A 13,926-nucleotide genomic window follows, 5' to 3' on the forward strand; every position below is an offset into this window, starting at 1 on the left:
GGCAGCACCTGGAGGTTCACCCCGCCCTCGCGCAGCTGCGGCAGCCAGCGCTCACGGAAGAACGACGCCCACCGCCGAGGGGGTCTGGCGGTGACGGCCATCAGCAGGTCGTTGTGGGTATCGGCGACCACGGAGTCGCGGTGGAGGTCGGCGGACACGGCGGGCCCTTCTGCGCGTACGGCTCTCGTTCGCCACGACGGTATCGGCACTTCGCCTTTGGCGCCTCGCGGGAGACCGCGGGTCAGCGCGCGAACTGGAAGGCGTCCGGGCGCGGGGCCCTGGTGATGCGGCGGTAGGCGGTCGTCGTACCCGGCCAGTTGTTGGTCACCCGGCCGGCCGCGTTCTTGTACCAGCTCGTGCAGCCCGCCTGCCAGACCATGCGTCCCATGGCCGCCTCCAGGTTCTGCCGCCAGGTGGCCATCGTCTCCGGCCTGACCTCCATCGGCCCGCGCGCGGCCAGCTGCGGCAGGCAGCCCATGATGTACCGGACCTGGCACTCGATCATGAAGACGATCGAGCTGTGGCCGAGGTTGGTGTTGGGGCCGTACAGCAGGAACAGGTTGGGGAAGTGCGGTACGGCGATGCCCAGGTAGGCCTCCGCGCCGTCCTTCCACTCCTCGGCCAGGTGCCGGTCGCCGCGCCCGATGACCTGGATGGAGGCCAGGAAGCCGGAGGTCTCGAAGCCGGTCGCGTAGACGATCGCGTCCGCCTCGCGGAGTCCGGCGGCGGTCTGCACGCCGCCGGGGACGATCCGGGTGATCCGGTCGGTGACGACGTCCACGTTGGGGCGGGTCAGCGCGGGATAGAACTTGCTGTCGGCGACGACCCGCTTGCAGCCGATCGGGTAGTCCGGGGTCAGCTTGGCCCGCAGCAGCGGGTCGGGGACCTGGTCGCGCAGGTGTTCCAGGGCGCGCTTGCGGAGCGGGCCGGAGCTCCAGCCTCCGGACAGGGCCGGGTAGAGGGTGCCCTCCGCGTACCGGTAGATCCACTCGCGGTAGGCGCGCTGCAGGAACGGCACGCGCCGGAAGGCGGTCCTGGCGCCGGGGCCGAAGACGGCGTCCGCCTTGGGGATCACCCAGTTGGGGGTCCGCTGGAAGACGTCCAGGTGATCGGCCACCTCGGCGACCTTCGGGATCAACTGCGCCGCCGAGGACCCGCTGCCGATCACGGCCACCCGCCTGCCGGTCGGATCGAAGGAGTGGTCCCAGCGGGCGGAGTGGAAAGCCGCGCCATCAAACGTTGACATTCCCGGAATGTCGGGCAGCTGGGGTCGATTGAGCTGTCCCACCGCCGACACCACCACGTCGAACAGCTCGTCCCCGGCCGTGGTGCGGACCCGCCACTTCCCCAGCGACTCCTCGAAGGTGGCGGCGACGACCGTGGTGTTCAGCCGGAGGCGGGGGCGCACGCCGTACTTGTCGGCGCACCTCTCCAGATAGCCCAGGATCTCCGGCTGCTCGGGGAAGCGGCGCGTCCAGCTGGAGTACTTCTCGAAGGAGAAGGAGTACAGGTGCGAGGGGATGTCGCAACCCGCCCCCGGATAGGTGTTGTCGCGCCAGGTGCCCCCGACGTTGTCCCCCTTCTCGAAGATCGTGTACGAGCGGATGCCGGCCTTCTCCAGCTGGATGGCCATGCACAGCCCGCCGAATCCGGCACCGATGATCGCGATGTTCGGTCTCACGCGCACGTCCCCCGGTCGGTGTTGGCACGGCAGCGGTTCCCGATGCCGGCAAGGATCGGGCGCCGGTGGACGTCCTCAAGCTTCGGCTGCCGCCTGCGCCCACGTCTCCCCAACTCCCCATCCCTTCATACGCCAGGAGTGCTGCGAAAAATACTGGAATCCGCCGCCCCTCGATGGGTCAGTATCCACTTACATTAGGCGATCCGTTCGCGCCGGGGAATAGGCCGATAGTCTGCGCGGGTGCCTACGCTTGCCGACATCGTCACAGAGCTGGAAACCCGCTACGACCCACGCTGGGCGGAGTCGTGGGACGCGGTCGGACTCGTCTGCGGAGACCCCTCCGCGGAGGTGCGCAGGATCCTGTTCGCGGTCGACCCGGTGGCCGCCGTCGCCGACGAGGCCCTCGGCTGGGGCGCCGACCTCATCGTCACCCACCACCCGCTCTACCTACGCGGCACCACCAGCGTCGCGGCCACCACCTTCAAGGGCCGCCTGATCCACACACTGATCAAGAACGACATCGCGCTCTTCACCGCCCACACCAACGCCGACGTCGCCGACCCCGGCGTCTCCGACGCGCTCGCCCGCGCCGTCGGCCTGACCGGCCCGCTCGTCCCGCTCATGCCCGCGGCCGACGACCCCGGACGCGGCCTGGGCCGGATCGGCTCGCTGCCCGCCCCCGTCCCCCTCGCCGAGTTCGCCCGGCAGGCCGCGCGCGGGCTCCCCGCCACGGCGGGCGGCCTGCGGGTCGCCGGGGACCCCGGCCGCCCCGTCCAGCGGATCGCGGTCAGCGGGGGGTCCGGAGACTCCCTGCTCGGGGTGGCCCGCGCCGCCGGAGTCGACGTCTTCCTCACCGCGGACCTGCGCCATCACCCGGCGAGCGAATTCATGGAGGCCGACGGCCCCGCGCTGATCGACGCCGCCCACTGGGCCACCGAGTGGCCATGGCTCGCCGACGCGGCACACCATCTGGCGTCCGCATCGGCCGCCAGGGGGATTACTGTTGAGACGCGCGTTTCCGAGACGGTCACGGACGCCTGGAAAACAACAGCAAAGTGCGAGGATTTCACGTGAAAGCAGCCCCTGCGGCCCAGAAGCGTCTGCTTGACCTGGCCGAACTCGACTCCGCCCTCGACCGGCTGGCCCACCGCCGCCGCACCCTGCCCGAGCTGGCCCAGATCGACGAGCTCTCCGCTCGCGTCGCCCGCATCGCGACCCAGGTGATCGCCGCCGAGACCGAGTCAGGTGACCTCGCCCGCGAGCAGAGCAAGGCCGAGGCGGACGTCGACTCGGTCCGCATCCGCGCCGAACGCGACCAGAAGCGCCTCGACTCAGGACAGGTCTCCTCGCCGAAGGATCTGGCCAGTCTCCAGTCGGAGATCGCCTCCCTGACGCGCAGGCAGGGCGACCTGGAGGAGGTGGTGCTGGAGATCATGGAGCGCCGCGAGACGGCGGACGCGCAGGTCGCCAAGCTGGTGGCCGAGCGCGACGAGCTCGCGGGTACCCGCGGTGTCGCCGAGGACCGCAGGGACGCGGCCTTCGCCGAGATCGACAAGGAGAAGGAGGAGGTCCAGAGCAAGCGGGCCGAGGTCGAGAAGGACATACCGGCCGATCTGCTCGCCCTCTACGCCAAGCTCAGGGAGCAGTTCGGGGTGGGCGCCGCGATGCTCCAGGGCGGTCGCTGCCTCGGCTGCCGCACCAGCCTGTCCATCGCCGAGATCAACCGCATCAAGGCCGCCTCCCACGACGAGGTCATCCGTTGCGAGGAGTGCCGCCGGATCCTGGTCCGCACCGCGGAGTCCGGCCTGTGACCTTGTACGTCATAGAGGCCGACGGCGGCTCGCGGGGCAACCCCGGGCCGGCCGGCTACGGCGCCGTCGTCAAGGACGCCGCCGACGGCCAGATACTGGTCGAGACCGCCGAGTCGATCGGCACCCAGACCAACAACGTCGCCGAGTACCGGGGGCTCATCGCCGGCCTGACCTCGCTGCTGGCCCTCGCCGGGGACGGTGCGAAGGTCGAGGTCCGGATGGACTCCAAGCTGGTCATCGAGCAGATGGCCGGCCGGTGGAAGGTCAAGAACGAGGGCCTGCGCCCGCTGGCCTCACAGGCCGCGGCCCTCGCCAGGCGCCTGAAGGTGACCTGGCGCTGGATCCCGCGTGAGAAGAACAAGGACGCCGACCGCCTGGCCAACGAGGCCATGGACGCCGCGGCCAAGGGCCGCACCTGGACCGCCTCGGCCTCCTCCTCTCCCGCCGGGAGGGCGGTCGGCGCCTCCGGGAGTGGCGCCGCCACGCTCACCGGTGGGGGGCCCGCCGAGGACCTTCTCCTCTTCGAGACCGATGACCTCGGCGCCGGTGTCGTCACCCGGGAGCCGGCGGGGCAGGCGGAACGGACGGCCATGCCCACCGGGCGCGGCACCGGCTGGCGCCCGCCCACCTCGGTCGCGACCTCGCTGTACCTGCTCCGGCACGGTGAGACGCCGCTCTCCGTCGAGCGCAGGTTCTCCGGGCTCGGCGATCCCGAACTCACGCCCAACGGCATAGCCCAGGGCGAGGCCGTCGCCGCCAGGCTGGCGGGGGAGCCGTACGGCATCCAGGTGATCGTCAGCTCGCCGCTGAAGCGCGCCCGTGCCACCGCGGAGATCATCGCGGCCAGGACCGGTCTTGAGGTCGTCGTCGAGGAGGGGCTCAGGGAGACCGACTTCGGCGACTGGGAGGGCCACACGTTCACCGAGATCCAGCGTCGCTGGCCGGACGAGCTCGCCGCGTGGCTGGCGGACCCGTCCGCCGCGCCGCCGGGTGGGGAGAGTTTCGGGGAGGCGGCGCGGCGGGTCCAGGCGACCGGGGACGTGCTGATCGAGCGCTACGAGGGCAAGACGATCCTCGCCGTCTCGCACGTCACGCCGATCAAGATGCTGCTGCGATTCGCGCTGCTCGCTCCCCTCAGCGCGCTGTACCGCATGCACCTCGACCTGTCAGCCCTGTCCCTGATCGAGTACTACGCCGACGGTCCGGCGGTGGTGAAGGCGTTCAACGACACCTCCCACCTGCGCTGAACCGTCGGTCTCACGGGGCAATACGGTGCCGGGCCTCCGGCCGACGATCGGACCCGATGCGGGAGACGGCCAACACTCGTCTCCCGCATCGGTGCGAGCGTCCACACCCGGTGGGATGGCCGTATCCCATCACACCGGTGCGGATCCCGGCAGCGCGCGGGACCGGCCATCCTTGCTCTCATCGTTTTCCCCTGATGCTCGTCTGTCCCGTCCCGCTTGATTCATATTTCAGCGCAGATGACTTGCCGTTCGGTTGGAGCCCACTTGGGAGCCGTTAGGCTTGGAACACGGCGGACGAGCCGGCCGGGCGGCCGCGTCGGGTCTCTTCGGAGACCCGCCGAGGAAGGTCCGGGCTCCACAGGGCAGGGTGGTCGGTAACGCCGACCCGGGGTGACCCGCGGGACAGTGCCACAGAGAACAGACCGCCTCCTCGCAAGAGGGGGTAAGGGTGAAACGGTGGTGTAAGAGACCACCAGCGCCCACGGTGACGTGGGCGGCTCGGTAAACCCCACCCGGAGCAAGGTCAAGAAGGGGCGCTCTCCGGAGCGTCCCGCGCGCGACGTTTGAGGGCTGCCCGCCCGAGCCGCGCGGGTAGACCGCTTGAGGCCGTCGGCAACGACGGCCCTAGATGGATGGTCGCCTCTTCACGCAAGTGAGGAACAAAACCCGGCCTACAGGCCGACTCGTCCGCCTTCCCTGCCCCTGACCTGCGGGTGGAGCCTCTAAGGCGTCGGCGAGGATGGCTGGCCCGCGCCGAACCCGGGTCCCGGGTCAGGGCTCGCGCGGCGAACCGCCCGCCGCGCTCGACGAGCACCGGGAGCGGGACTGCTCGTTGTGATCACGCTCCCGCGCCAGGGCATGGCGAGAAACGAAGATGCCGGGCCTTCGCCGGGGCGCGCGTACGGCACCGGCGGGGGCCGTTTCCGCGGCCCGGCGAAGGCGTTCGTCATGGGTCGTGATCTGGTGTGGTGATCGGCAGGCGCGATGCCGCCGGTAGAACGCCGCCGGCGGTCAGCTTGCGATGGCTTTCCAGGTCCAGGTGAGCCCGTAGGACGCGCTCAGCGCCAGCAGACCTGGGCCGACAGTGCCGAGGTTGAGGAAGCGGCCCTGCGCGTCGTACTGGCCCACCGCCGTCAGTTGCGAGGCATGCCTGTCGGCCGGCGGGGTGCAGAACATGTAGCCGCCGTCATTGGGACGGAATTCGTTCAGCGTGAGCAGGTTGCCGTCGCCGACCGCGGGGTTGGTGGCCGTTGAATTGACATACAGTCCCTTGTGGACCAGGTAGTAGCAGTAATAATCCTCGGTCTTGTCGGCGTATATGGGCATGAATTCTTCTTCGGAATCGTCGCTGTCGGGTTCGAGCGCCACCGGCGTGCCCGGTTCCGGATCGGAGTCCTGTACGGTCATGGCCGATCCCGCGCCGGTGACGATCTCATCGACGTCCAGCGCCTCGTTCTCGGCGTCCTGGAGGAACCAGCGTTGGTCGGGATCGAATTCGTCGACGAGGTCACGACCCACCAGTTCTTCGCCGTCAGCGCGATCCAGGGCGGTCAACGCCTGGCCGGTGGCCTTGTTCAGCAATATCCAGGTGCCGTCTCCCATGTCGAGCAATCGCCACAGCTGGGAGTCGCCCTCGTCGGAGCCCTGGAGAATCACCGGCGCGTCGGCGAGTCCGAATTCCTGGCCCAGATAGGTACGCGTGAAGCTGTGCAGCACGCGATAGTGTCCCGGGTCGTCACCGGCGGCCAGGAACCGGAAATTGTGCGCGCTCTGCTCGGACCGGGCGAATATTTTGGTCTTGAGGCGGCTGCTGCCGGGCTGCGTCCCCGAACCCGAAGGGTAGGGAGAGCGGGTGCTGGAGGCGCTTCTGAGATTCTGCGTTGTTCGCGGAACGGCCTTCGCCTGCCGCGCCGGTTGGGACGTCGTGCACCGCTGGTCCTCGGTGAGATAGGAGAAGTCGTATTCGACGGGAAGGTGGTCCGACATTTCGAAGTCGGTCATCGGCGTCCCGAACCCGTACCCCCTGTAGAGCGCCGGGGTGACGCCGTTCTGGGTGACGGCGTAGTCGATGGTGCGTCCCGTGACGGGCCGGGTGGGCCCGCTAGAGGGCAGTACGTCGAACTGACGGGAGTCGTCGCCGAGGGCGGTCAACAATCCTGTCTGCCCATAAACCTCCATATTGAAGTCGCCGAGGACCACCCAGGGCAGCGGTTGCCCGTTCGGGCCGGCGGTCTGCATATGACTCCTGATGTTCCTCAGCATCGTGACGTTGTCCGTGCCGCCTGCTGCGGCCCCGTGCCAGGTGAAGTAGACGACCCCGCAATAGTCGACGCCGAGCGCGGGACGGGACTTGCCCTCGTGAACGCCGTTCCGGGTCGCTCCGGGGACGACGAATATCTCGTCCCTCTGGACACTTCTCCGCGTCCAGACGGCCAGATTGATCTTCTCCGGGTTGCCGGAACCGGTGTCGACGTTCGTGTTCAGCCAGTAGAGGTAACCTCCGCCGCGGCCTCCACTGGTTCGGCTGAGCCAGATCTCCTCGACGGGAGGCGCGTTCGTGCTGCCGTCGCGCATCCTTTTGACATAGTCGGTCTGCGCGATCGTGTCTTTGCCCCAATAGTGCCGGTCGGCGGGATAGCCGGTCTCCTGCAGGGCCAGGATGTCGTTCTCCCTGGGAGGACTCTCCCGGGTGTGCAAAGCGGGCAGCGCGGTCGCGTACCTGTCGCCCTGTTGTTGCGAGGACGCGCCGGCCATGTTCCAGGTGGCCGCCTTGATCTCGACGAGCTTCGGGTCACGTGGGGGAAGCTCGCCGCCGGTGTCGCGGAGGAACAGCGAGTGCCGGTGTCCCACGTCGAGGGCGGCCACTCCGTTGCCCTGGTAGTTCAGGGTCTCCCGTCCGGTCCAGTCCGTGATCGCCTGCCCGTTCTGGCTCAGGGGCAGGAACGCGCGTGGGTCGGAGTCGTCCGATCCGAACTGGAAGGCGGTGCCGGCCTGGGCGCCGTACGGCCTGTACGGCTCGAACGGCCCGCCGGCGGTGGTCTGCTTGCTCAGCGTGTTGTCGTAGAAGACGTTCTGCGGCCCAGAGGAGCCGGCCCACTTGCCCGCCTTGGGCCCGGCCGCCCACCAGATCGGATACCAGGTGCCCGCATCGATCTCGCCGCCCTCACCGCCACAGTTGGCCGAGCAGTTGGCCGAGCGGTGCTCATAGGGGACTCGCACCGTGTTCTGCTCGAACAGGTTGTCGTGCTCCCAGCCGCCGTGCAGGTTCAGGTCGGAGTCGAGGTCGTTGCGGAAGGCGACGTTGCCGCTGGCCGACCACTGGAAGGTGAAGTGGCGCAGGTTGCGGCTGAGGTTGTGCGCCCACAGCGAGTCCCACACGCGGCTGCCACGCAGGTAGCCGTTGCCGCCCTTGCCCTTGTTCCAGGCGCCGTCGAAGCTGTTGCGCTCGATCTGCAGGTTGCGCGCCACCTCGGTGACGATCGGGTGTGAGCCGGTCATCGTGGCTTTCAGCCCGCGCGCCCAACTGTTGGCCGCCCACTTGAACACGATGCCGTGCATGGCGTACTCGGGTGCCATGTTGCCGTAGTTGTGCACGGCCTGCTCGGGAGTCAGCGAGTACGTCTCCTGGCCGCCGATCTTCGGCAGGCCGTTCATGTCCTGGGTGAAGGCGAAGTCCTCGAACCCGACACCCTCGACCACCTTCAGCGGCGTGACCTTGCTGGCGTACGGGGTGCCGTTGCCGTTCAGCGGTTCGGAGCCGTCCGATTCGGAGTTGACCGGCAGGTCCCACTCCAGCGGCCGATCCAGCGTGATCGTCTTGGCCGTGGCGTCCATGCGGCTGAGCCGGAACATCTCCTGCCGCATGTGGAGCGCCTCGATCATGCTCTGATCGGTGATGCCCTGCTGCGCGTAGAACTTCCTGCTGTTGGCCGCGCCCACCCAGACATAGCGGCCCGGCCTGAACTTGGTCATGTCGGCTTTCGCGTCCAGCCGCACGACCGTGCCTCCCGCTCGTGCCGAGAAGCCCGGGTCATCGGCCGCGGCGGCCACCTTGAAGCCGGAGGTCCAGTGCTGGTTGACGCTGCCCTCGTAGAGGTCCTTGCGCATGGGCAGGCTGGAGGCCAGCTCCCAGTCGTCCTTGTACCGGGTCGCCACCTCCCGGGTCTGGACCCGGAACATGCCGCGCCCCGGCCAGATCCAGCCACCGTTGCCGATGTCGGGGGCGGTGCCGGCGGTCATGCTCTCCTGGTCCCACCGGCCGTTGATCACCTGGTCGTAGCGGGTCTGGAGGCCGGGCCTGAACACCAGCCGGGTGCCGCCGTCGCCGGAGCCCTTGCCCCGTACGATCAGAAATCCGGCATCTACGTAGATCTGCCGGGTGATGTCGATCCGGCCTGCCGGCAGCTCGATGAGCGAGAGCCGGTTGAAGTTGGCGCTCGGCGAGCAGTCGCTCTTGATGTGGTCGATCGCCTTCTGCAGTCCGGCGGTGTCGTCGGTCCCGTCGTCCGCCGTCACCCCGTAGGAGGAGGCGAGCTCTTCCGGCGAGATACGGCAGGAGGCGTCGTCGGTCAGTTCCGTATCGCCCTCAGGCAGCTCCTGGCCGCCTCGGTACCCGGCGCGTGACCAGTCCGGCAGACCGGCCGGCGGGGCTGTGCGGTTGGTGTGACTCAGGTCAGGGCCGGACGCTCCAGGCCCGGCCGACGGCGGGTCCTCCGCCGTGGCAGGTGCGGTCACGGACGCCGGGGAGGCGGACGCCCCCCACGCCGCCTGGGTGATGCCCGGCGACGATAACGAGAGCAGCAGGACGGACACCATGGCCGCCGCTGGTCGGACCATTCTCACGTGATCTCTCCGAGAAGGACGCGGACGTCGGGAGCCGGCGTCGGGGACGATGACGTCGTCCAGCCGCGCGTTCGCCGGCTTCACCACTGCGGGGCCGACGGCGTGGGCATCGCCGCGAAGTCGTAGACCTTCTTCCACAGCACGCCGCTCTTGCCGCCGGCCGAACCGTTGATGACGTAGTAGAGATCGGTACCGGCCACCACGGCCAGCGGGGTTCTGCCGGGGGAGAGCGCGAAGCTGTTCTCCTCGTAGTAGCCGCTCCACCCACCGTCGCGCGAGATCATGTAACTGCCGATGGTGTTGTCACGGTCCTCGGTGATGGTGATGACGCCGTAGCCGCTTCGGGAGAGCGCGACGGACGGGCCGTTCCTCGTGTAGCCCGGGGTGCCTGTCGCATAGACCCGGAACGGATTCGTCCAGTTGCCGGTCCCGTACCGCTGCCGCGACATGTACACGTAGTTGTCGGTGCCCGTGAAGGCGAGCACGACCTGGTTCCAGGGAGCGGGGTCGGCGTTGGTGCCCACCTGGGCGGCCAGTCCCGGCGCGTCCTTGCTCCGCGCGCCCGGCACGACGCTGGGCGAGCTGTAGGTACCGGTGTCGCCGTTGTAGTACATCGTCCAGATGTCGTCGGTGGACTGGCTGTTCCAGGCGAGCATGAAGGAGTTGCCGGGGAGCGCGGCAGCCGCCACGGGCTCGGTGTCGGTGGTGCGCGTGTCGTTGGGGATCCTGGTCCAGTTGGGCAGGGTGGCGGGTAGCTGGTAGCTCGGGCTGAGCTGGACGCGGTGCTGGTAGACGTGGCCCTCGGTGCCGGTGTGGAAGATCCGGAAGTTGCCGCGCCCCCCGTCGTCCGTCCAGATCACCCGCGGAGGCGTCCATGTCTGCGCGTTGGGCAGCGAGTACGCGGGCCCGTTGTTCAACGAGATCCAGATGGAGTCGTTGTCCGCGCCGCGCCAGGCGTGCAGGATGTTGCCGCGGTTGTCGCGCGCTTCTCCCGGAGTGGACCTGCTGGTGATCTGCCCGCCGGCGTAGGTCACCGGCTGCCAGTCGGATCCCTCACCGGGGAAGCCCCAGGAGCTGATCGAGGCGCCGCCGTCGTCGGCCGAAGCCGGCGCCGTCATTGCACCGGCAGAGGCGATCAGCGACACGGCCGCGATGAACAACCTCTTCTTGATGAACATCTCTTCTCCCGCATCGTCTCTCGAATCGACGACCATCGCGCCGTTGGCCCGGCGGTGACTCATGGACCGTCGTTACAGAGACAAAGTGCGGGAGGCCGCTCGTGACATGACGCTCGTCACATCACCATCCCGCTCGCGGACGACGGCGGGCCGCGGATCCTCAGGCCGTGAGCGCCGCGCCTTCGAGCAGCGTGGTGCGGATCTGCTTGCGTGACGTGATGCCGAGCTTCGCGAAGACCTTGCGCAGGTGCCATTCGACGGTGTGCGGGCTGATGAAGAGCTGAGCGCCGATCTCGGGGTTCGTCAGCCCGTCGCCGGCCAGGCGCGCTATCTGCGCCTCCTGGGCGGTGAGAGTGGCGCGTGCCTCGACGGTGCGCTTGCGTACCGTCTCACCGGTGGCCTGGAGCTCGCGCCGGGCGCGTTCCGCGAACGCCTCGGCCCCCATGTCGCCGAGCAGCTCGTATGCGATGCCCAGCTGCTCGCGTGCGTCGAGGCGGCGGTTCTCCCGGCGCAGCCACTCGCCGTAGAGCAGCCGGGTGCGGGCGAGCGTCGTCCGGACCTCGGTGCGGCCGAGCCGCTCGATCGCCTCGCGGTAGAGAACGTCGGCGTCCGCTCCGTCGCTCACCTGGGCCCGTACGCACGCCGAGGTCCCGAGGGCCCAGTCGGTGCCGCTGGCTCGGGCCATCTCGTCGAGTCGCCAGGCGACTTCGGCCGCCCGAGCGGGCCTCCCGCTCCGGACGGCGGCCTCGACGAGTTCGACCGTGGACCTGATGGCCGTCCCGCCGAGCTCCTGCGGGTGCTCGAAGGCTCGTTCGGCGGCGACGTACGCCTCCTCGTACCGGCCGAGGCCGTTGCAGAGCACCGCGCTCGCCCATTGGGTGGCGGTCCCCACCTTGCCTTCCCCCTGAATGGCCGTGTCCCGCATGATCGCTGCGCTCACCTGACGTGTCGCGGCCTCTCGTCCTCTCCACGGCTCGAGTATCAGGGCCGCGTACTGGGCCAGGTAGCGGCTGCCTGTCACCTCGCCGATCGTCACCGCCTCGGCGACCAGCGCGTCGGCCAGGGCGAACTCACCGGCGAGGACCCTGTTCGACACGAGCATGTGGAGGGCTGAGGGCAGCACCGACAGTGCACCCGCCTCGCGTGCCAGATCGACCAGTCTCGCGGAGAGCACCGACCAACTGTCGAAGTCCCAGACGTTATGGGCCATCCGGGACGCGAACGGCAGCCAGCCAAGGCCCTGTTCCCTGGAGACCCCTTCGGCGCGGAAGAACTCCAGGGCCCGCAGCACCATCGGCACGCCCGCGGCGGAACCCTCTGTGAGCGCCACGCCCACGCCGTTCAGGAGCAGGTCGTTGCGCTCCGGCGGCGGCCCCGGCGGTGCGGCGAGCAGCGCCTCGGCGATGTCCACCACCTGGGCGCCGCTCGGCAGCCGGCCCGCGTTCATGGCCGCGTTCAACGTGTCGCGGTAGGTCTCGCGGGCCAGCCCGGCGTCCAGCGGCGCCAGGCGCTCACCGGCTCTGAGCAGCAGTGGGAAGGCGGAACCGGCGCTCCTGGAGGCGAACGCGATCTGACCGCGCAGCAGGCCGGCCTGGGCGAGTTCGCGTTCGTCCAGAGTGCTGAGTTCGGCCGCGTCCAGCAGTTCGAGCGCGGCGTCGTACCCGCCGGCCTGGTATTTGGCCCGTGCCGCCGCCAAGGCCCTGGCGCCGCGGCGCGCGGGATCGGGGGTCAGCTCGGCTGCCCGCTCGTGGAACGCCGCCGCCGCGGCGACTCCGCCGCGCGCCTGCGCCCGATCGGCCGAGCGCTCCAACTCGGCGGCCACCGTCTCGTCGGGGCCGGCCGTCGCGTTGGCGAGGTGCCACGCCCGGCGATCGGGGTCCGCTTGGGGATCGGTCGCGTCGGCCAGCGCGCGGTGGACGTCCTGCCGGTCCTGCGGGGACGCGACGCGGTAGGCCGCCGATCGCATGAGGGGATGGCGGAAACGCACCCGCGTACCGATGGCGATCAGCCCCGCCGCCTCGGCCGGCGACGCGGCGGACACTTCGATGCCCAGCAACTCCGCCGCGCGAGTCAGCAGGGTCACATCCCCGACCGGTTCGGCCGCCGCGATGAGCAGCAGCCGCTGTGTCTCGGCCGGCAACGACCGGACCCGCCGCAGGAAGCCCTGCTCGATCTGACTGGCCAGCGGTCGCGCGTCGGGCCGCCCGAATCCACCCGCCAGCTCCGCCGGCGCCAGCCCCCGGGGCAGTTCGAGCAGGGCCAGCGGGTTTCCCTGCGTCTCGACGACGATCCGGTCCCGGACCTGCTCGTCGAGTCGTCCAGGAGTCACGGAGTCCAGCAGGGCGCGGGCGTCGCTGTCGCTCAACCGTCCCACGTCGAGCTGGGGCAGCCCTTTCAGCTCCTGTCCGAGGTGGTGCTCGCGCACCGCGAACACCAGCCCGATCGGCTCCGCGAGCAGGCGCCGCGCGACGAAGGCGAGGGTCTGCGCGGAGACCTGGTCGAGCCACTGCGCGTCATCGACGAGGCAGACCAGCGGCCCTTTCTCGGCCACGTCGGCGAGCAGGCTGAGCACCGCGAGCCCGACCAGGAAGCGGTCCGGAGGAGTTCCCGCGCTCAGGCCGAACGCCGTCCCGAGCGCGTCGTGTTGCGGGCCCGGCAGGCGACCCAGATGCTCCAGGAACGGGGAGCACAGCTGATGCAGCCCGCCGAAGGCCAGCTCCATCTCGGATTCCACGCCGGTCGCTCTGATGATCCGGCAGCCGGACGCGCTGTCCCGCGCGTACTCCAGCAGCGCCGTCTTGCCGATGCCGGCCTCGCCGCGCAGAACCAGGACCGAGCTGTGGCCGTCCTGCACCGTCGCCACGAGCTGATCCAGCGTCTCGCACTCGAGCTGCCGCCCGCGAAGTTGCGACCCGGGACCTCTGCTTGCCATGGCACCGCCCCCGACGATCATCTGTTCGTTGCCCCATGACTGCCGAACATGGGGAGAAACCGGCGCTACATCCTAGATGGACACGTAACCTACCGTTCTGCCATTAAGCCCAGCAATCTGCTGGTGACACCGGCCGCAGGGTGAGCCGGGTGGTCGCGGAGCATCCCACTGTCCGAAGCGCCTCCGCTGCCCCGACGCCCGCCACGGTGCGGGCCAGGGTACCGACCACGGTGTT

The 13,926-nt window shown here is 69.5% G+C and carries 7 protein-coding genes and 1 other RNA gene; 4 read left to right on the plus strand and 4 right to left on the minus strand.

The annotated features are described in order from the left end of the window. Positions 1-241 precede the first annotated feature (241 nt). Positions 242-1,681: an NAD(P)/FAD-dependent oxidoreductase gene (locus AB0K21_RS41355; RefSeq protein ID WP_343969357.1), complete on the minus strand. Its 1,440-nt coding sequence runs from the start codon at positions 1,679-1,681 to the stop codon at positions 242-244. A gap of 240 nt (positions 1,682-1,921) precedes the next feature. Here AB0K21_RS41355 and AB0K21_RS41360 point away from each other — a divergent pair, with 240 nt between their 5' ends. From AB0K21_RS41360 to rnpB, 4 genes are all read left to right on the plus strand, one after another. Continuing rightward, on the plus strand, positions 1,922-2,755 hold the full coding sequence (locus AB0K21_RS41360) for a Nif3-like dinuclear metal center hexameric protein (RefSeq protein WP_364158061.1): 834 nt from the start codon (positions 1,922-1,924) through the stop codon (positions 2,753-2,755). Further along, positions 2,752-3,492 carry a C4-type zinc ribbon domain-containing protein gene (locus AB0K21_RS41365; RefSeq protein ID WP_364158064.1) on the plus strand — a complete coding sequence of 247 codons (741 nt, stop codon included), beginning with the start codon at positions 2,752-2,754 and terminating at the stop codon, positions 3,490-3,492. Before AB0K21_RS41360 ends, AB0K21_RS41365 begins: the two co-directional genes overlap by 4 nt. Further along, complete coding sequence (locus AB0K21_RS41370; protein ID WP_343969366.1) at positions 3,489-4,739, plus strand: bifunctional RNase H/acid phosphatase; 1,251 nt, start codon at positions 3,489-3,491, stop codon at positions 4,737-4,739. The genes AB0K21_RS41365 and AB0K21_RS41370 overlap by 4 nt, the downstream gene beginning before the upstream one ends. A gap of 295 nt (positions 4,740-5,034) precedes the next feature. Next, positions 5,035-5,429: RNase P RNA component class A (gene rnpB, locus AB0K21_RS41375), an RNA gene on the plus strand. Positions 5,430-5,750: 321 nt separating this feature from the next. On the opposite strand, the gene AB0K21_RS41380 is transcribed toward rnpB, so the two are convergent. From AB0K21_RS41380 to AB0K21_RS41390, 3 genes are all read right to left on the minus strand, one after another. Continuing rightward, positions 5,751-9,575, minus strand: coding sequence for an endonuclease/exonuclease/phosphatase family protein (locus AB0K21_RS41380; protein ID WP_364158068.1), 3,825 nt, complete (start codon positions 9,573-9,575; stop codon positions 5,751-5,753). Positions 9,576-9,661: 86 nt separating this feature from the next. Then, positions 9,662-10,759 carry a hypothetical protein gene (locus AB0K21_RS41385; RefSeq protein ID WP_364158071.1) on the minus strand — a complete coding sequence of 366 codons (1,098 nt, stop codon included), beginning with the start codon at positions 10,757-10,759 and terminating at the stop codon, positions 9,662-9,664. Between the two features lie 160 nt (positions 10,760-10,919). Then, positions 10,920-13,691 (minus strand): AAA family ATPase, encoded by a 2,772-nt coding sequence (locus tag AB0K21_RS41390; protein WP_364158074.1) that lies wholly within the window; start codon positions 13,689-13,691, stop codon positions 10,920-10,922. Positions 13,692-13,926 lie beyond the last annotated feature (235 nt).

The organism is Streptosporangium sp. NPDC049248 (assembly GCF_040678965.1).
GTDB lineage: Bacteria > Actinomycetota > Actinomycetes > Streptosporangiales > Streptosporangiaceae > Streptosporangium > Streptosporangium fukuiense.